The sequence below is a fragment of the Rummeliibacillus suwonensis genome (assembly GCF_007896435.1).
Taxonomy (GTDB): Bacteria; Bacillota; Bacilli; order Bacillales_A; family Planococcaceae; genus Rummeliibacillus; species Rummeliibacillus suwonensis.
This window is the reverse complement of record NZ_VCBL01000001.1, coordinates 427,335-445,909: the sequence shown is the minus strand read 5'-3', so window position 1 is coordinate 445,909 and position 18,575 is coordinate 427,335. Positions and strand designations below refer to the sequence as shown.

The 18,575-nt window shown below is 34.8% G+C and carries 18 protein-coding genes and 1 riboswitch; of the genes, 6 read left to right on the top strand and 12 right to left on the bottom strand.

Translation table 11 applies throughout. The annotated features are described in order from the left end of the window. Positions 1 to 28: 28 nt before the first annotated feature. A complete protein-coding gene (locus FEU33_RS02095) occupies positions 29 to 256 on the bottom strand; it encodes a hypothetical protein (RefSeq protein ID WP_146547802.1) in 228 nt (75 codons plus the stop codon). 213 nt (positions 257 to 469) lie between these two features. Between FEU33_RS02095 and FEU33_RS02090 the strand changes: the two genes are divergently transcribed. Continuing rightward, a complete protein-coding gene (locus tag FEU33_RS02090; protein WP_146547801.1) occupies positions 470 to 721 on the top strand; it encodes a hypothetical protein in 252 nt (83 codons plus the stop codon). A 698-nt stretch (positions 722 to 1,419) separates the two neighbouring features. Here FEU33_RS02090 and FEU33_RS02085 read toward each other — a convergent pair. From FEU33_RS02085 to FEU33_RS02070, 4 genes are all read right to left on the bottom strand, one after another. After that, on the bottom strand, positions 1,420 to 1,725 hold the full coding sequence (locus FEU33_RS02085; protein WP_146547800.1) for a hypothetical protein: 306 nt from the start codon (positions 1,723 to 1,725) through the stop codon (positions 1,420 to 1,422). Continuing rightward, positions 1,707 to 2,129 carry a GyrI-like domain-containing protein gene (locus FEU33_RS02080; protein ID WP_146547799.1) on the bottom strand — a complete coding sequence of 141 codons (423 nt, stop codon included), beginning with the start codon at positions 2,127 to 2,129 and terminating at the stop codon, positions 1,707 to 1,709. Before FEU33_RS02080 ends, FEU33_RS02085 begins: the two co-directional genes overlap by 19 nt. Positions 2,130 to 2,279: 150 nt before the next feature. Beyond that, positions 2,280 to 4,109, bottom strand: a complete 1,830-nt coding sequence (locus tag FEU33_RS02075; RefSeq protein ID WP_146547798.1) for an APC family permease — start codon at positions 4,107 to 4,109, stop codon at positions 2,280 to 2,282. Positions 4,110 to 4,226: 117 nt separating this feature from the next. Further along, positions 4,227 to 4,372, bottom strand: a riboswitch (cyclic di-AMP (ydaO/yuaA leader). Positions 4,373 to 4,450: 78 nt separating this feature from the next. Beyond that, positions 4,451 to 5,704 carry an MFS transporter gene (locus FEU33_RS02070; protein WP_186731291.1) on the bottom strand — a complete coding sequence of 418 codons (1,254 nt, stop codon included), beginning with the start codon at positions 5,702 to 5,704 and terminating at the stop codon, positions 4,451 to 4,453. Positions 5,705 to 5,928: 224 nt separating this feature from the next. Between FEU33_RS02070 and FEU33_RS02065 the strand changes: the two genes are divergently transcribed. From FEU33_RS02065 to FEU33_RS19380, 3 genes are all read left to right on the top strand, one after another. Next, on the top strand, positions 5,929 to 6,870 hold the full coding sequence (locus FEU33_RS02065; RefSeq protein ID WP_146547796.1) for a phosphodiester glycosidase family protein: 942 nt from the start codon (positions 5,929 to 5,931) through the stop codon (positions 6,868 to 6,870). A 5-nt stretch (positions 6,871 to 6,875) separates the two neighbouring features. Further along, positions 6,876 to 7,331 carry a glycosyltransferase family 2 protein gene (locus tag FEU33_RS02060; protein ID WP_146547795.1) on the top strand — a complete coding sequence of 152 codons (456 nt, stop codon included), beginning with the start codon at positions 6,876 to 6,878 and terminating at the stop codon, positions 7,329 to 7,331. Between the two features lie 75 nt (positions 7,332 to 7,406). Beyond that, positions 7,407 to 7,916: a GtrA family protein gene (locus FEU33_RS19380; RefSeq protein WP_425328602.1), complete on the top strand. Its 510-nt coding sequence runs from the start codon at positions 7,407 to 7,409 to the stop codon at positions 7,914 to 7,916. An 83-nt stretch (positions 7,917 to 7,999) separates the two neighbouring features. On the opposite strand, the gene FEU33_RS02050 is transcribed toward FEU33_RS19380, so the two are convergent. From FEU33_RS02050 to FEU33_RS02035, 3 genes are all read right to left on the bottom strand, one after another. After that, positions 8,000 to 8,689 (bottom strand): YjjG family noncanonical pyrimidine nucleotidase, encoded by a 690-nt coding sequence (locus FEU33_RS02050; RefSeq protein WP_146547793.1) that lies wholly within the window; start codon positions 8,687 to 8,689, stop codon positions 8,000 to 8,002. A 620-nt stretch (positions 8,690 to 9,309) separates the two neighbouring features. Then, entirely contained in the window at positions 9,310 to 9,666 is a 357-nt protein-coding gene (locus FEU33_RS02045; RefSeq protein ID WP_146547792.1) for a histidine phosphatase family protein, read from the bottom strand. A gap of 614 nt (positions 9,667 to 10,280) precedes the next feature. Next, on the bottom strand, positions 10,281 to 11,156 hold the full coding sequence (locus FEU33_RS02035) for a hypothetical protein (protein ID WP_146547791.1): 876 nt from the start codon (positions 11,154 to 11,156) through the stop codon (positions 10,281 to 10,283). Positions 11,157 to 11,347: 191 nt separating this feature from the next. On the opposite strand from FEU33_RS02035, the gene FEU33_RS02030 reads away from it, so the two are divergent. Further along, positions 11,348 to 12,001, top strand: a complete 654-nt coding sequence (locus tag FEU33_RS02030) for a YdeI/OmpD-associated family protein (RefSeq protein WP_146547790.1) — start codon at positions 11,348 to 11,350, stop codon at positions 11,999 to 12,001. Between the two features lie 547 nt (positions 12,002 to 12,548). Here the strand turns inward: FEU33_RS02030 and FEU33_RS02025 are convergent. The 4 genes from FEU33_RS02025 to cstA all read right to left on the bottom strand — a co-directional run bounded on the left by FEU33_RS02025 (position 12,549) and on the right by cstA (position 16,255). Next, positions 12,549 to 13,214 (bottom strand): type 1 glutamine amidotransferase, encoded by a 666-nt coding sequence (locus tag FEU33_RS02025; RefSeq protein ID WP_146547789.1) that lies wholly within the window; start codon positions 13,212 to 13,214, stop codon positions 12,549 to 12,551. A gap of 1 nt (position 13,215) precedes the next feature. Beyond that, complete coding sequence (locus tag FEU33_RS02020) at positions 13,216 to 13,737, bottom strand: YfiT family bacillithiol transferase (RefSeq protein ID WP_146547788.1); 522 nt, start codon at positions 13,735 to 13,737, stop codon at positions 13,216 to 13,218. Between the two features lie 166 nt (positions 13,738 to 13,903). Beyond that, positions 13,904 to 14,257, bottom strand: coding sequence for a DoxX family protein (locus FEU33_RS02015; protein WP_146547787.1), 354 nt, complete (start codon positions 14,255 to 14,257; stop codon positions 13,904 to 13,906). A gap of 192 nt (positions 14,258 to 14,449) precedes the next feature. After that, on the bottom strand, positions 14,450 to 16,255 hold the full coding sequence (cstA, locus tag FEU33_RS02010; RefSeq protein ID WP_146547786.1) for a carbon starvation protein CstA: 1,806 nt from the start codon (positions 16,253 to 16,255) through the stop codon (positions 14,450 to 14,452). A 1,120-nt stretch (positions 16,256 to 17,375) separates the two neighbouring features. On the opposite strand from cstA, the gene FEU33_RS02005 reads away from it, so the two are divergent. Next, on the top strand, positions 17,376 to 18,428 hold the full coding sequence (locus FEU33_RS02005; protein ID WP_186731290.1) for a methyl-accepting chemotaxis protein: 1,053 nt from the start codon (positions 17,376 to 17,378) through the stop codon (positions 18,426 to 18,428). Positions 18,429 to 18,575: the final 147 nt, after the last annotated feature.

The following is an 18,575-nucleotide window of genomic DNA, read 5'->3' as shown; positions in this document are numbered from 1 at the left end:
AAAAAAGAATCTACAAAATGTAGATTCTTTAAGAATTGAGGTATTGAAATTTATCAACATATTCACTAATTGTTTTGTTCCAAGCAGTTGAGCCTATAGATTTTATCTTTTTCAACATTGCTTTTCCTGCAACTTTTGCTGCCTGTGATTTTACACCAAAAGTTGCGAATTGAGGTTCTTGCTCTATGTAATTTTTATTCAATTCTGTTTGTAGACCTAGAATTATATCATCTTGTGTAATATTTGCTTTTTCCAATTCTTTTTCTAATGTTTGTTGTTCTTCTTGTTGTTTGTATTCATTAATATCAGTATCAGCTTGAGATACTATAGGGGCTTGCTAACGTAGTTGCTAATGTTACTACTAAAACCTTTTTCATTACTTTACCTCCATAATTTGAAAAATAATTTATTTTTTACAAAATTAATTATACTTTATATTCAAATAAAATCAAGGGGAATTTTACAAAATATGAAAAAACCATGGTATTTGAAAACATTTTGGATTTATTTTTTCTGTATTGTTATACCTGTATTAGGTTATGTAATAGTGCTATTAAACCTAGATAAATTAAAAGATACGGATGAAAATGGACATAGTGAAAAAGTCTATTATTTAACCATTGCCACTATTTCAGCAATATTTTGGATTTTAAAGTTAACACCTAGAACAGTTCAAACGTTTGTAGCAGGTGGATATATCTTGAAAAAATTTAGGATTTAAAAATATGTATAGATTTCTATTATTTAACTAGTAATTTCTTCTGAACATAGCTAAAAAGAATTACTAGATTGCTTGAAAACCGGTAAAGATAATTGGGAGCATTGAATATCCTTCAATTATATTTTTACACATATTGGAATATTTAGAATAGCAATTTCAAGTACATTTCGAACAAAAAGAGGGTACCTTTTATGTCCAAAAAAGAAGGAGGTAGATAGGACTCTGATAGTAGAATTATTTGTTTATAAGGGCGTTATATGGCAACAACATTATCAGAAGAAGATAACCATTAAGAGGACAGTCGTCAAGCATCTGCGAATAAGCTTTATAACTCAAAGGACAATAAAACGCGATTACGTTTAGAGTTAATGTGTAATAATCGGTATATGATTTGTTTAGTAATACTTATGTAAATAAACGAGAACAAACAAAGATGCTTTGATCAAGAGCATCTAACGGTCGAGGATATTAGGACACTAAAATAATTTCTAGATATTGTAATATAACACCTGAAGGGTTTACCGAAGATTACAAAGTGCAGCAACTTGTCCATAAGAGTTAATCTTTTTTTAATTGAGGGCCTTTAAAGAGTACTATCTTGCAACTTTATGGCGGTGATTAATTGATTATTGTGTGACATTATCATTTAAATAAAAAAGGTGGTTGATTAGGCGATCTGGGATTATATCCGTAAGGTATCAAAATCCGTTTTCTTTGGAAAGAACTCCGTAGTAAGCCATTTCCATTTTCGCTACTGCCACGTTGCTAGAAAAAATAGGTATCTGATCTACGAAATACACTTGGATGTTCAAATCCTTTTCTAACAGATTGTAACAGCTAAACTCTTTGTCACAATCTGTTATGACTGTTTTTATAGCATCTTTTGGTAATTTCGTATTAAAAAGGCGTATTGCTGCTTCTATTGATTGAGCAGAACAATCTGGAATCAAAATGCCTACATACCACTTTTGGGACAGTTCAAAAACTATTGAATAGGTACCCAAATTTCAATCTCATTTTGCTCTACTTCTTCACCAAAAAGATATTTTTCAAAACATGGCGCGTGTCGAAAAGTAATCCCTTTAACATTTAGTAATGCTTCAATGCTCGCTGGAATATCTTCAATACCATGCTCCACGATTCCAACTAGATAACGACCAGCTGCAACCAGTACCTGATCAGTAGCATTTAACTCTTTAACCATATGGGATACGATTCCTGCTACATAATGTAAACCTTCGTCACCCATTGATGTATATACACCATACGTAGTTTTAGGACATACATGCATATTGTCTAGTTCCTGCTTCAGTTTATTCCTTATCATCGGAACATCTGCATGCTGCCCATTGTTTATTGCGTATCCTTTTACGATAAAGCCATCAATCTCTTCGAATCGCGCAAACATCTCATCACCTCATTCCAACAATAATCTTAAGATGACACTCTTTTAAATATCATGTATTAATGAAATCCTCTCTTCAAGATTCTAGATACAAGCAGAGAGGATAAGTGGGGAATGAACTGCCTGAGCAAATCATTTATATTAATATCGGTATTATTTCGTAAGATGATACGGAACTGTGATTAAAACTACATTCCTTTTATATAACAAAGCCGTACGGATCAACAAGCTAGATTGGTTATGCAATATATTATGCCACCCTTTTTTAGGGATAAATTGTGGAATAACAACAGAAACTTGACGATTCTCCTGCTTTGCCTTATGTTCGACTTTATCGATTATTTTTGTTAGTGGCGATATTAAACTTCTATATGGTGAGTATAACGTCAATAGTTTTACATCTGGAAATCTGTTCTTCCATTTTTCTTCAAATGCATGCATCTCTTCTTTATCAAATGCTATATAAATGGCGATTAAATGTTCTGGATTTAGTAGCTTTGCATAGCTTAACGAATGTTCCACTACCTTACTAATACCTCCTACAGGTACTAATACAACATTACCATCGATAGTTGGCAGCACATTATTCAATTTATCCACTCGCAGCTGTTCACCGACTAAATTATAATGATTTTGAATACGATGAAAAATAAAAATGAGTGCTGGTAAAAAGATAAGAACTGGCCAAACATGATCAAATTTGGTGATAAAGAAAATCATAGCTACCACAAAAGAAATAAAGGCCCCAACTGTATTAACAGCAAATTTACCAATCCAGCCTTCTGGCTTTTCTCTCCACCACTTCACCATCATACCTGTTTGCGCTAACGTAAATGGTATAAATACCCCAACTGCATACAAGGGGATTAATTTTTCTGTTGAACCTTGTGTCACTATTATAAGGAGGATCGCAAATGCCCCTAAGAAAATAATGCCATTTGAATAACCTAAACGATCCCCTCGAACTTGAAACATCCTTGGAATATACTTATCCTTCGATAGATTGACGGCAAGTAACGGAAAAGCAGAATACCCGGTATTAGCTGCAAGCACTAAAATAAGTGCCGTCATCCCTTGAATAACAAAATAAAGTATAGAATGGCCAAAGCTTTCCTTGGCAATTTGTGATACGACGGTTTCAGTTGGACTTGGGCCAATTCCTAAATAATATGCAAGAAAAACAATTCCTGAAAATAGAATAGCCAATAATATCCCCATTGCGATTAAAGTTTTGGAAGCATTATGTGGTGCTGGTTCTTTAAAATTCGGAATAGCATTGGAAATCGCTTCTACCCCTGTTAGAGCAGAACAGCCTGAGGCAAAAGCTTTTAACAAGATAAATAAACTAATCCCTGCAACAGGTGTACCAATTGCTGTATGAAGATCTGGCGATATTTGACCTGTCATAATCCGATAGACGCCAACGATAATTAACACAAGTAAAGAGGCAACAAAGAGGTAAACAGGATAAGCTAATACAGATGCCGATTCGGTTATTCCTCGTAAGTTAATAATGGTTAGAATCAGGATAAATAGAACTGACACCTCTACACTATAGGCATGCAATGCAGGAAATGCTGATGTAATTGCGTCTGTCCCTGCTGACACACTAACCGCTACTGTCAAAATATAATCGACTAATAGTGAGGCACCTGATACTAGCCCCGCATTCACTCCTAAATTTTCCCTTGATACAACATAGGCTCCACCACCATGCGGATACGCGAAAATCACTTGCCTATAAGAGAGGATTAAAGCTACTAAGAGCACGATAACAAAAGCCGCAATCGGAATAGAATACCAGAAAGCCGCAGCACCTAACGCCATTAGGACAATTAATATTTGTTCAGGTCCATAAGCAACAGAAGACAATGCATCAGAAGATAAAATGGCGAGTGCCTTTGTTTTGCTTAGCTTTTGATCTCCTAACTCTGTAGACTTTAATGGTCTACCTATTAACATTCTTTTTAATGAAAATTTCAACTAAAACACCTTCTCCGAAAAAAAATGTGTTTCGTACTTCTGAGAGAAAAAGAAAAAATCTACAAGCCATCACAAAAACGACTTGTAGACATATTGGGTTTGCCTAGCAAGCTCCATTTTTCTTCTCCTATAACGCTTACGAGGTTAGCTGTCGGATTCGGACCATGAGTAGCCCTACTCTCTTCAAAAGGATTCACCCCAAGGATATAAATTATACATCCAAAATTGGTTCCCCCGTGTATTTACTTCAGCGATTTAGAAATATGAAACTTAATTGTGAAACCATACTACTCCCATTTTTTGAAAAAGTAAATACTTAAGAAAGAGTATTTACGACTTTTTTACGAAATGAATTCATCATGATCATACCCGATTTTAGATGGTCTCATCAGCCATGTTATACATAACAAAAGAAACAAACTCGTACAGATGAAAATGACTTTTGCATCCATCCTATCAAATAATGCACCAAATATAACTGAACCAATGGGACCCATTCCTACAGACAACGTTTCAATAATACCAAAAACACGCCCACGATATTCATCATCAATAACATTTTGAATGACAATCCCTATTGGAGTGTTGGCTAAGACGCCAAACGCAGAGAACAAAACCATTAAAAGCATATAAAAGATAAATGTATGTAGACTACTTAATGAGAAAAATAAGGGAAGCGTAATACAAGCCACTATGATACACATGGTAAATGCTGATTTTTTAGCAAAATATAATGGTGATCGTAAATCGCTTCTAGACGATAAGTAGAGGGACATGACCAACATGCCAACTGCTCCAGAGCCTTCGATTAATCCAACCTGATTTGAAGGGACTCCTAACTTTTGAACTAGCACAAAGACAAGTCCTACACTAACGGCTGAAAAGAAAAAATTCATACATAGAGTCACCATTAGCAATGTTTTCACAAGAGGTTTGCCACTTAAATAGTGTAAGCCCTCTTTCATACTTGTGAGTACGGACTCTTTTTTGACTTTCACCTTTGTTTCATATAAAGCAAAATCCATCGTAGCTTCTAAACACAATGCAATAAAATAAGCGATCATCATTGCAAATAAAAATACTTTCATCGAAACAAAGCCAAACATCATACCGCCGATCGCTGGACCACCAATAGAACCTATTGAGTAAGACACTTGGTTATAAGACATCGCTTTCTGTAAACGCTGTTTCCCAACAAGATTAGGAAGTGCACTAGAAAAAGCCACACCATTAAATGCACCAATGGTTGAGAAAATGGCTGTAATCGTATAAATGGCTGATACTGAAAACCCAAACATAAATGTATAGACAATAAGGGCAGCCACAGATACAGTGATGCCCGCCATACTCGCCACAACAACACGCTTTTTTGAAAATCGGTCCGCTACATAACCAGCTAAAGGTGCCGCTAGTGCCCTTGGCAGTACATTGAACACAATATTCGTTGCAAAACTTAGAGCAGAGCCAGTTACAGATAAAATATATAAACTAATACCAAAATTAAAAACTCCAAACCCTACAGAGGATATCATTTTACTAACCAAAAAAGTATAGAGGTTTCGAGTTGCTTTCTGATTTTTCCGTTCTTCTAACACCATTTAACCTTCTTCCTCTGAAACCACATAGCTTATTCTGTAACACTACTAAATACATGGTAAATTTCAAAATCACTTATTTAAAATGCAATCATACTCTGTTTTTTAGTCTAAATCCATAAAACTCTCCTCTCGACATATATCAGACATATTCTAGCATTAATGTTAAAGTACATACCGCATCAGGACTTAGGAACACATTTTTCCACCATATAATCGAGAGGATGTCCAAGTTGAAAGTACGAAAAAAACGGATTAGCCATCGGAAAATTCTTCTTTACTTCACCATTTTTTTAGTGGTAATAAGCATGATTCTATATAAATTAGCAGATCGCTATTTAATTGAGCATGTAGAAGTAAAGAATGCCATCACCAATAACACTTCTACCAAATCAAATCAATATGCAGAAGACTTTACAGCAGATAATTGGAGTTATGCAAGTGACTCCAAGAAAATTACCATTAAAAAAAGAACCACCAGCGCATCAGGGCACAAAACGACCTATTTTGTAGCTGATGTTCAACTAAAAGACGCGAGTAGTTTAAAATCTGCATTTGCTAAAAATCAATTTGGCAACAATATTATTGAATTCACTTCAGATATCGCTAAAGAAAATAACGCTATATTCGCTATAAATGGAGACTATTATGGATTCCGGGATGATGGGATCACCATTCGCAACAGCAAAGTATTTCGAGATCAGCCAGCAAGAACTGGGCTCGCATTGTATCAAAATGGCTCGATGAAAACATATGAAGAAACTGATACATCCGCATCAGAACTACTTTCTAGTGGTGTAACACAAACCTTCTCATTCGGACCAATACTCGTGAAAAACTCTAAAACGACTAAGGACTTTGGAAAATTAAGTATTGATAAGAATTTTGGAAATCGTTCTATTGAAGATTCAAATCCACGAACAGGTATTGGAATTATTTCTCCTAACCATTTTGTTTTTATAGTTGTTGATGGCAGAAGTCGCAATTATAGCGATGGTTTCACACTAGATGAATTCGCAAAAATATTTGAGGACCTAGGTTGTACGGATGCCTATAATCTTGACGGAGGTGGTTCTTCAACAATGTATTTCATGGGTAGAGTGGTCAATAACCCTCTCGGAAAACACGAAGAACGTGGTGTTAGTGATATTATCTATATCAATTAGAAGAGGTGATTCATCTGATTATCGTCATTCCTGCATATCAGCCCAATGAACGATTGCTACAATTAGTTGAACTAATCCATCAAAATAGTTTCTACAAAATAGTTATTGTAGATGATGGGAGTTCGAAAAGCTGTCGTAATATTTTTGAGAGAGCCCAGCAGAAAGGATGTACAGTACTCGCACATGCGATCAATAAAGGAAAAGACGCTGCGCTAAAAACAGCCTTTTCATATATATTAGCGAACTATCCATTGGAAAATATTGTTTGTGCAGACTGCGATGGACAGCATTCTTGGCAAGACATACAAAAAGTCGCAAAAGCTGTTTCAACTCATCAACAAACAATTGTACTGGGATGTAGAGAGTTTGTAGGTACTATTCTGCTAAAAAGTTTAATTGGCAACAAAATGACAAAAGCCATTTTTTCTGTTGTATCTGGTCATCAATTAGAGGATACTTAAACCGGACTCAGAGGTTTTTCAAACACCCTGCTTAAATGGCTCGTTCAAGTGAAAGGCGATCATTATGAATACGAGATGAACCAATTATTAGAAGCAAAATCTGCAGGTTTTGAAATTTATAGTGTACCTATAAAAACGATCTATGAAAATAACAATAATGATAGCCATTTTCGTCCAATTCTTGATTCGATCAGAATATATTTACCTCTTTTAAAATTCGCGTTATCCTCGTTCTCTTGTGGAATCATAGATTTTGTCATGCTATTTGTTTTAAATTGGTTCACTAGCAATCTACTTTTTTCGGTTATCGGCGCTCGTATCATTAGCTCATTATGTAATTATATTTTTAACAAATATCTCGTTTTTCACGAAAGACGCCCTGTTCTTTCAAAATCAATGTTGAACTATTATGTTTTAGTGGTTCTTATCCTTTGTATGAACTATCTTTTACTCAAAGCCTTTACATCAGGGGTTCACTTATCACTTTTTATAAGCAAAATACTGACAGAAATCATTTTATTTTCAATAAGTTTTTATATACAGAAAAAAATTATATTCAAGAATCCAGCTGTTTTTCACGACTAAATGTTTTAGATCACCCTTGTCAATACAAAACTGCACCACCTTTTCTACCTTGACAAGGATAATGCAGTTTTATTAAGTCTAGATTATTTGCTCAAAACCCTATGTAATTCTTTCAAATGTTGGATTTCATACATTGGTAAAACAGGGGTATTGTTCACTTTACGTTGCGGATTAAACCAACATGTATCGATCCCAGCATTTAATCCCCCCTTTATATCCGATGACAATGAATCGCCAACGATTAATGTAGCATCCTGGCCAAATGAAGGGATACGCGAAAAGACATAGTCAAAGTATTCCTTCATAGGCTTTTGGTAACCAGCATCCTCAGAAACAAAGACATCTTTGAAAAACGTATAAAGACCTGATTCTTTTAAACGTTTATATTGAGTTTTAGAAACTCCATTGGTCACAATATACAGTTCATAGTGTGGTGCTAAACTTTTAACAAGCTCTGCTGCCCCATCTATTAAATCATGATTTTCTGATAGTAATTGCTGATAACGGTCGCCTAACTGTTTGCCATTAGCTTTCTTCCCATATGCTTCAAAAAGAAGCTCAAAACGGGTATTCACAATGTCATCCCGAGAAACTTCACCACGTTCAAACGCAGACCATAAGCCCCCATTAATCTCTCTGTAGCAATTGGCTACATCCTTTGTCAACGTTAAACCTTTTTCCGCAAATAAAAGATGTAATGCCCTGTTTTCTGCCGCAGAAAAATCAATTAATGTAGCATCCGCATCAAATAATAATGTTTGATATTTACTCAAAGCAATTCCTCCAATACTCCTTATTTATACCAAAAAATAAGAGAAGTGGATAGAAAAAAGATGGTGAAAATATTTGAGAAATAACACTTTCGAAATTTTCTATCGGCTCGATAAATAGTAATCTTTCATGAAATTCCTCTTTTTTCTGCGCAAAAAATCCTTCATGATAAGTTGGGAGTACGCTCATGAAAATGCATTTAGAGAATGGACAACTAATCCACAAATGCGTGTGTAGTCTATTTCTTTCCTAAAAATTTATAGAACATAAGAAATGTAGAACCAGCAAAACACAAAATGAAAATAAATAAAGTAAATGGATTATGAGGAAGGAATTTTAACAACCATATGGAGGTCATAATTGTAGCAAAAAATAATCGATCCATTTTCGTTTCATAATCCATTCTTTTTAAATTAAATATAATCATCAAATAGGCAATCGGAGGACAAATAAAAACAAAAAAAGCGACCAACCTTTTCTCAAATACCAGGGTAATTTCTTATTTTTATATTCCATATTTTCACCTCCAAAATATGATAAAATCTTTTTTTGTTCATAAAATGAAAGAAAAGATGGATTTTATTCATAAAAGGATAATATTGAGTTCTCCAGTGTCCCCATTTTATCCTAGCCAAACTTTTTGAATCGAATTTAACTTATTCTGTTTAAAGACTAATTTATATATATCCGGCATGGTTAACTGTTGCCAAAACGAAAAATCAAAACGGTTATCAAAATATTGCATAATCAGCGTCATTATATTTCCATGTGTGCCAATGACTACTTTCTTTCCTTCATACTGTGAAAGGATTTTTAAAATTACATCTACACCTCTTTTTTGCGCTTCTTGATTAGATTCTCCACCTGGATATGAGAACATTGGATTTTCCCACACTTGAAAAATCGCCTTTTCAAAATTCTCCACAGGTTCAGCAGCAAGTAATCTTTCACGGAAATCCGGATAAAGTGAAGCTTCCATCAGTGGGGGTTTTCTTCATCCCCCACTGATGGTTAGCTAAACCAATCGGACTTTTACGGACAGTTGATCCCCCACCTATCTTTCTCGTTTCTCTCTAAATCTTGAGGTGGGGGTCTTACTGCCCGTTAAAGCGGGATAAATAAGAACGTCACTTTTAATCGTTTTTGCTACTCCTTCCACCGTTTGAATAGCCCGATGATATGGACTTGCGATTACTATATCAACAGCTTCGTTAATTTATCTGCATCACGAAAGCCTTGTTCTGATAGAGATCTTCCTTTTTCATCTGGTGTATAAATGGAATGGGCATGGCGAACCAAATAGATGATGGTCATTCTATGATATCCTTTCTCCATTTGATGGTTTATTCGCTCTTTTATGGGATTTATTCGCTCTTCAGGACGTTTTATTTGCTCTCTTCTAGAGTTTATTCGCTCTCTGGGCCTGTTTACTCGCTCTCTCTATTCGCTCTATTTTAAATTGTATTTGCGCTTTCAGTACAAAAAAACATTTACTGCTGTCGCTATTGCTTTCGTTGCATAAAAACATTTGCTGAATTAAGATAAAACAAAAATGAGGCTCTAGGGAGGAGCCCCATTTTGTCATCATTATTTTTATTTAATAGATGTAGCAATCTTTAGCGCATCTATCGGATCTTTTACTTTTTCTACAGTGAACACGGTATTATTATTTTGCCATTTCACATTATTTTCTGTGGATGGTGATATGGCATCTAAATGGATAGAGCCGTTTGGTTTCGGGATAGGTAGCATATTATCTTCTAAAAAATCTACAGCTTGTTTGGCAAGTTCAAGCCCTTGCTCTGGTTTCGTTGTTCTAGTGTGGGTAGCAAGTGCCCAGCGTCCTTCATTCCACCCCGTCCAAAGTGCTCCTGCTCCTGCATCTTGATAACCTATAATGTTATGACCAAGATTCACCTTTTGGCCACCAGCTTTGCTGAAATTTTCAAAGGAAATCACTTCATTTGCCTTTTGGACGCTATCGTATTTTACGACTTTATAGGAAGCTATCCTCGATTTTTGGGAAAGCTTTTTCAAGGATGAGTCATTTATTTTTACTTTTTGATCCGTTTCATAAAATGTAACCATATATTTATTTTTCTCAACCTTTGTTGTTGCAGTTAAATATTTTCCATCTTTTAATGGTAAAAATGTTGGAAGTTTTACGGGTAAATCTGTTTTTAGTTGTTTTTTAATCGTATTAATGATGTCGACTTGTTCATTATTGATGGTTTCAGATGAATGATCGTCATTTGAATTGGTTGTTTGCTCATCTTCGTTAGTTGGATCCTGCTCAGTAACAGTTTCATCATCTGTTTGAGTTGTTTCTTCTGTTGTTTGTGTGCCTGTTTCACCTTGATCTGTTTGTTCTGTCTTTGTAGCTGAATCATTATTATCCTTATTCGTAGAGCAAGCACTTAGTAACCCTACAACTAGCATACAGCTTAATAATGGTTTTGAATATTTCATATGTTGCACCTCTTTTATCCATCTTTTGATTTATATACTTACAGTTCCCCTTTTTATTATATATAAACATAAGTAACGTAAACGACGAAAAAATTAAAAGAAAATGACAGGAAAATGACAAATATTATGGCATAATATCATAAAGTAAACATCTTACTGCCAGTTAAAGCGGATAAAAAGGAGAGATCAAGATGAATTCCAAATTCAAATTAACAGAAAACTCAAAGGTTCATATTCACAATGCACCCGATACATTTTCACTTAAAGATATTACTTCAGCCTCAACCAAACCTTTTGAGCGTGTTATTGCATTTGTATTTTCTATTGAAGAACTAACTTCTTATTTACAATACTGTATTGATGAACAGCTAGTCACAGAACAAGGCTATCTCTTTTTAGTATATCCTAAAAAAGGAAATAAAGTATATGAGAGCTATATTCATCGTGACGCTATTTTCCCTGCCATTACGTTCGACGAACAAAAATATATCGCAGATAGTTATTATAAATTTGCTGCTCTAACTTCTTTAAATGAAACATTTTCTATCCTTTCTATAAAGGTTGATCGTCAACAAAAAGGAAAGAAGAAAACAGTGAAAAGTCAATGTGTAGATGACTATATTGAAATGATCCCTCAACTGAAGGAATATTTATCGACAATCCCAAAATTACTTTCCTTTTATGAAACGCTCACACCAGGCTACCAAAAAGATTGGGCACGTTATGTTTATAGTGCTAAAAGAAAAAATACTCAACAGAAACGCTTGGATGAAATGAAGGATATTTTAAGTCAAGGCTTTAAAACAAAAGAACTTTTCCGTCAAGCACAAAAAAATTCAAAGTAAAAAGGATGGAAATATTTGATGAAAGATATAAAGGATTTCTTATGTCTCAAGGACAATAAAAAACATTGAAAATATCAAAATGGGTTTCTAATCTGACGTTCAAAAATATGGCATACTTTCAAACCGTACATTAAAAGTAATCCTGTTCTAACTATGTATGTAGATATATGAATAAAATATACACAATCACCCCTATGTAACAAAAATCTATCACTTCATTTCGTCCCAATAACTAATGGAATTAGCAAAATAAATTTAAATGTGTAAAGTCCAATTTCCCGTCTCTATTAAAATGAGAAGGGAAGATGAGGAAAGTGACACTCGCATCTGCCATCCGACTCTCGAAGCAAATGCTTACTCGTAAAAAACACCCTTATATAACGAAAATCCTTTTCCCCTTCTCCTCAACAACTAATAAAGAAAGGGAAATCTCATATTCGTCTAAACAATAATTTCACCCTCTAATTAGGAAATTGCTACAACCATTTGTTCTTCAAGGCATCTGTATCAATACCCGCGGCCCGCATTTTTTCTTCCCCATCAGAGTTTATGCATACTTTATTAAATAATCGACTAATCTAGATAATACTGCTGCATTTTGTTCAGATGGGCTTTTCGCTAATATTTCTTCTTTCTTTTGTACATACGCCCCACCATCTAAGTAATCCTCATCAGCTGCTACCAATGAACGTAAGCTTTCATTGGTGGTTTCAAAATGGAATTGCAAACCAATGACATTATGCTTATACAAAAACGCTTGGTTTTTACAAATGGCTGAACTATAAAATGTTGTCGCTGCTTCTGGTAACGTGAATGTATCCCCATGCCAATGTAAAACTTCTAAAGTATCTGGCAGAAAATCAAACATTGCATCATCTGATGATTTATGAATCGGCCACCAGCCTACTTCCTTCCCTTCAGCATTTGGCATGACTTCTCCGCCAATGGCTTCAGCAATCAATTGCGCCCCCAAGCAAATGCCTAGTACAGGTTTATCCTGCTCGATCACATGTCGGATAAAATCTTTTTCTTGGCGTAGCCAATCTATAGAATCATGAACCCCCATTGGTCCGCCCATCACGATTAACAACCCCACATCTTCTATTCGCGGAAAAGTAAATGATTCATACATCTTGATCAATTCATAATTTGGAAGCTGCTCTAAAATTCCTGGTGATTCAAATGGTACATGTTGAATGATATATATTTTCATCTTATTCACCTCTCTGTTTTAATGCATGACGAATATGTGCCAAATGGTGTTTACCATGCCATGCATAAATGCCTATGGACTTTTCTATTGATAGCGTGCCCGAATCAGGATGATCAAAAAATCTTTTCGACTGATTATTCGTGAGACTTTGAAGCAAATAACTCCATCTTTCATGAAGACTTTCGATCAGCTGCAAGGAGACAGATATAGGTAGGTCATAATCCGGTAGTTTTGCCCATTCCGACTCTTCAAATGGTTTAATCGTCGGCCCATCTTCTGTTAGTGCAAGTTTGATCCGAATATATCCATTCATATGACTGTCCGCAATATGATGCACAAGTTGACGGATTGTCCAACTATTCGGGCGATATGTTTTGTTGAGATCTTCCTCATTTAATCCTGTGACAGCTTCACATAATTGAGCAGGTAGTAATCGTATTTCCTCTATCCATTCTGCAACTTGTTCACTTGAAATAACCTCATCACATACAAATTGCCCAATAGGATATCGTTCATTTACCATTTCACATTCTCCTCCTTTTACTAAAATCTAATAGTTTAAGATTTTTTAATTATACATACATTTTCCAGCATAAAAAAGGACATCTCATAAATTTTCAAGATAGCCCTTTATAGTAGAGAAAGTACCAATCCTGGTCAAACTTTCTATTATGCATTTAATAGTACTATTAGTCTTCTACACTATCACTAGTTGATACTAAAAATATAATGACGCTTAATACAAAAAATATAAAGGGTTTTAAAGCCACTTCAAACCCTTCTCCTATTTTCAAATGGGTTGTTATCGCACCAACCATGACAACCGCTAATGCACCGCTTGAAATGGGAAGAAAACCTTTTTTAAAAAAGCCTATAAGCAGTCCGATCGCTGATGTGACTTCAATGGCACCTATACCGTACATAATCGTCTTTCCATAGCCATACACTTCAGTAAAATTTGCTACAGGCATAGGATGGGAGGTCAATTTCAAATAGCCGAAGTACATAAAAGCAAGTGACAGTAGAAGTTGGATCAATATCATAAGGAATTTCTTTAAAATAGCAGCTCCTCCTCTATCATTATTTTCTATACTATATTTATAGTCTCGAAGAATAGCATTTAGAAGTATATATATTAAAAAACATAGATTTTAAAGAAAAATGATAAAAGCACTCTAACTTAATCAATCATCGGTTAGAATGCTTTTTTTATCTTTCAAATCTATGATAAAAAATTAGGCAGTTTTTGTTTGCGATTCTGTTACTTTTTCAAATCTAGGACTCTTCCACAATTCCACCCATTTTTTAATGGCTAAAATGACTACTACAAGGCCGAGTGCCAACATGATCACGGATAAAATTCCATTTAACGGTTTATAGCCGGCAGATGCACTATTCCAATAAACATTTTTGATCATCCAATAGCCTGCATAATTCACAGTCACATATAAGTACACTAACGGCACGATACAAGTAAGCGCATACCAACGCTTATCTGCAATTTTCAAAACGACCGTTGTTCCGATGACTAAGCCGATAGATGCCATAAGCTGATTGGATACGCCAAACAACGCCCAAATCGAACTGATATCTCCGGAATATAGTAGATATCCCCAGATGAAACAAGCAAGAGCACTAGCAAAGATAGACCCCGGTAGCCAGTCCACTCGCTTTAATGGCTTGTAAACATCTCCAAAGAAATCTTGGATTAAGTATCGCGCAACACGAGTACCCGCATCGATGGCTGTTAAGATAAATACGGCTTCAAACATAATAACAAATTGATAGAAATAAGAGGCTAAATCATAGAACCAAGGAATCTTCGCAAATATATAGCTCATGCCTACAGCTAAAGTAACAGCTCCACCTGTTCTTCCCTCTAAATCCATCCCAATTTCTTGTGAAAGCTCAGGTAGATGAACCGTTTGCATACCTAATGTTTTAAATACTTCTGGTGAAGAATTAATCGCAAAGTAGTCTCCTGGCATAAGGGCAGTTGCTGCAATCAACGCCATGATCCCTACTAAACATTCTACAAGCATTGCGCCAAAGCCTACTGCTCTGATATCTTCCCATTTATCGATCATCTTTGGTGTTGTACCGGATCCGACGAAGGCATGGAACCCAGAAATCGCACCACAAGCAATTGTAATGGAAACGAACGGCCATACAGGACCTGCAATAACAGGACCGCCACCATGGATGAAGTCAGTAACTGCTGGAAATTGAATCACCGGATTAACAAAGAATACACCGATGATCAATGCGACAAACACACCAATTTTCATGAAGCTACTTAAATAATCACGAGGCGCTAATAATAACCACACTGGTAATGCTGCCGCAAAGAATGCATAGACAGGCAAAATAATGGCTAGCGTTTTTAGATCAAAATTCAAAAATTCACCTAATGCTGTATCTTTAATATATGGTCCCATAAATACACCCAGCATTAATAAGATAAATCCTAGTGTAGACGTGGCTACTAGGTTTCCAGTCTTTTTATAAGCAATCCCTACAAGCATTGCGATGGGAATCGTAATGCCTACTGCAAACGTTCCCCAAGGATTATGCACAAGCGCATTTAATACGACCATTGATAACCCCGCCATTGTAATCGTGATGATAAATAACATGGCTAAACCTGTACAAAAACCCGCTACAGGTCCAAGTTCTTCTTTTGCTACCTCCGATAAAGATTTCCCCTTTTTCTTCATCGAGGCAAATAATACAACTGCATCATGAACAGCCCCACCAATTACGGCTCCGATCAATAGCCAAAGCAATCCAGGTAAGTATCCGAATTGGGCCGCCAAAATAGGGCCAACTAGTGGACCTGCCGCTGCAATTGCTGCAAAATGATGTCCAAACGTCACCCATTTGTTTGTTGGAACATAGTCCTTGCCATCTTCTAATTCATGTGCTGGTGTTGGTTCCGATTCATTGATTTTTAAGACCTTATTCGTAAAGAAATATCCATAAAGACGATAAGCAATAACTAAAATACAAATAGAACCAATCACTACTGAAACCGCATTCATTTTTCTCATCTCCTTTGACATATATAAAAATAAAAATACATCTGTTTCCTAATTTTAACTATTAGAAAACAAAGAATATTTAGATTGTAACTATTATATAACAGATCAAAAAGAATGTTAATGCATTTTTATCATTAATAACTTAATAAACATGTTTTTCGTTAGATAACACTTTTATATAGTATGCTTATCGGATAATAAAAAGTATTATATTTGATTATTTATTTTAAAATAATCAAAAAAATATCATAATTATCAATGAAACGATTCGTATTTCACATTATTTAGTATAGGGCATAGAAACATCTTAAAATATTTGTAGTATCCAATCAAAAATAGCATTGTTATATTATCTGTATTATTTTTAATCAAATTGATAGGGGAAAAAGAAATTTTCAAAACCAAACGAGATACAAATGGAATATTTCGTTTGGTTACTCTGTTTTCGATATCCTTATTCATCTAGTTGTTCAAAAGGAGGTTTAAACTTGCATGTACATCCGAAATAAAGATTACTCTTCTGTCCTTTTCTAGATGTAGTTTCTCTATTTTCATATTTTTTGGCTCCTTTTTGGTTAAAAGCAATAAGTTTATCATCCATTTTATGTTTTATCTAAAGCCATTTCTTAAACTAATAACTTTTAGATAATACTACTTTACATAATTTCCTCTAAAAACCTTTTGATTTATTTACTTATTGAACCCATTTACTTAAAATTTCCACATGCCTAATCCATACCTTAGAGGAATATGACACTATAAAAATTTCAAAAAATATTCATATCTATCAGTTTTTATTTCACTTCATGAAACAAAAAATCAAATTTTTATTATGTTTTTTAGAAGTAATTTGGTCTTTTCAACATCTTATTGCTTTTCTTCTTTTTATCTACGCGGATTTTATCTGTATATCGAAAATCTCTCAGTTACATTTTAATAGTTATAAATACCTAAATTTTATAAATTAAATACAAAGCATTAATTCATAATTAAGTTTCTTTTTCTGTAGACAAAATAGACCAAAAGATAGATAATGTAAAAAGGAATTATCCTCCTATTTAACCAATATATTAAGAAAGGTAGGCGCGGTTTATATATGACTCAAAAAAAGAGGCTCTATGTGATTGGGCTGCTACTTTTTATCATTCCAAATGCCTTGTTACTAGCTAGTGCAATCACTCATGAGTTTAATTTACTAATTGTACTTTCTATCATCTCTTCTGTTGTGTTTTCTTTACTTCTTTTCGCTACTATCCCATCCATTTTCAAAACGGAAAAAGAAACTGTTGAGGAAATCATTGAATTGCCATCGGAGAAAGAAGAAGGAAACACGGACGAGGTAGACTCCCTCCATGCATTGAACGAGGCAGCTGCAACGGTTCAAAATTTCGAAATAGATTTCAAAAAATTGAATAAAATATCAGAAAATATCTTAAATGGTGCTAATATTCAATCTCAGAATCTAGAAAAAAGTACAGGTCTAATGATTGATATTTCGGGGAATATAGAGCAAATTGCGACAAGTACAGAAGCCGCTGCGAACTCTTCACAAGCGACCAGTGAAACAACGGTCAAAGGATTTGAATCACTTGACGTTGTATTAGGACAAATGGATGCTATCAATACCTCTGTTGAACACCTCTCAACCGTTATTACGGATTTGTCGGGATTCTCTAAAGAAATTGGGCAAATCGTTAATACAATAACAGAAATCTCAAATCAAACCAATCTATTAGCACTGAATGCTGCGATTGAAGCCGCACGAGCAGGTGAACATGGACGAGGTTTTGCTATCGTAGCAGACGAAGTAAGAAAATTATCAGAAGAGGTAAAAAACTCATCCAATCAAATTATAGAAATGGTTTCATCTATTCAAAGCAATGTTGATAAATCTGTGGACTTGATCGAAGAAGGTAAACAAAAAGTGAATTATGGTGTACAAGGTGCCAACGATATCAAACAAACCTTCAGTACGATTCAAAACGAAATCATGGAAGTATCCAACCAAATTACGGATGTTTCAGCAGCAATCCAACAATTAGCTGCCGGTTCAGAAGAAATCACTAAAACTGTAGAATTCACCAAAAAGGTTCAAGACAGCGGAACTAATATGATTGAGGAACTTCATTCAATTATTCATGAACATGTTGCCAATATCGAAAAAACCGATTAGTTGATTGAAAGCTAATAGGAAGTTTGCCTCCAAAAATGAGGTAAAAATCAACTTTTGTTCCATAATCCATAAAAAGATTTTCGAATATCCTTGTTCATAACAACCAGGAAATTTCAATTATATCAACAAAATTCTTAGGAGGATTCA

Excerpts from the sequence above, each read along its gene's own strand:
- FEU33_RS02090 (WP_146547801.1), top strand. The coding sequence starts at position 470 with ATGAAAAAACCATGGTATTTGAAAACATTTTGGATTTATTTTTTCTGT.
- FEU33_RS02030 (WP_146547790.1), top strand. The coding sequence starts at position 11,348 with ATGAATTCCAAATTCAAATTAACAGAAAACTCAAAGGTTCATATTCAC.
- FEU33_RS02025 (WP_146547789.1), bottom strand. The coding sequence starts at position 13,214 with ATGAAAATATATATCATTCAACATGTACCATTTGAATCACCAGGAATT.
- FEU33_RS02035 (WP_146547791.1), bottom strand. The coding sequence starts at position 11,156 with ATGAAATATTCAAAACCATTATTAAGCTGTATGCTAGTTGTAGGGTTA.
- FEU33_RS02080 (WP_146547799.1), bottom strand. The coding sequence starts at position 2,129 with ATGTTTGCGCGATTCGAAGAGATTGATGGCTTTATCGTAAAAGGATAC.
- cstA (WP_146547786.1), bottom strand. The coding sequence starts at position 16,255 with ATGAATGCGGTTTCAGTAGTGATTGGTTCTATTTGTATTTTAGTTATT.
- FEU33_RS02045 (WP_146547792.1), bottom strand. The coding sequence starts at position 9,666 with ATGGAAGCTTCACTTTATCCGGATTTCCGTGAAAGATTACTTGCTGCT.
- FEU33_RS02065 (WP_146547796.1), top strand. The coding sequence starts at position 5,929 with ATGTCCAAGTTGAAAGTACGAAAAAAACGGATTAGCCATCGGAAAATT.
- FEU33_RS02020 (WP_146547788.1), bottom strand. The coding sequence starts at position 13,737 with ATGGTAAATGAACGATATCCTATTGGGCAATTTGTATGTGATGAGGTT.
- FEU33_RS19380 (WP_425328602.1), top strand. The coding sequence starts at position 7,407 with ATGAACCAATTATTAGAAGCAAAATCTGCAGGTTTTGAAATTTATAGT.
- FEU33_RS02015 (WP_146547787.1), bottom strand. The coding sequence starts at position 14,257 with ATGATATTGATCCAACTTCTACTGTCACTTGCTTTTATGTACTTCGGC.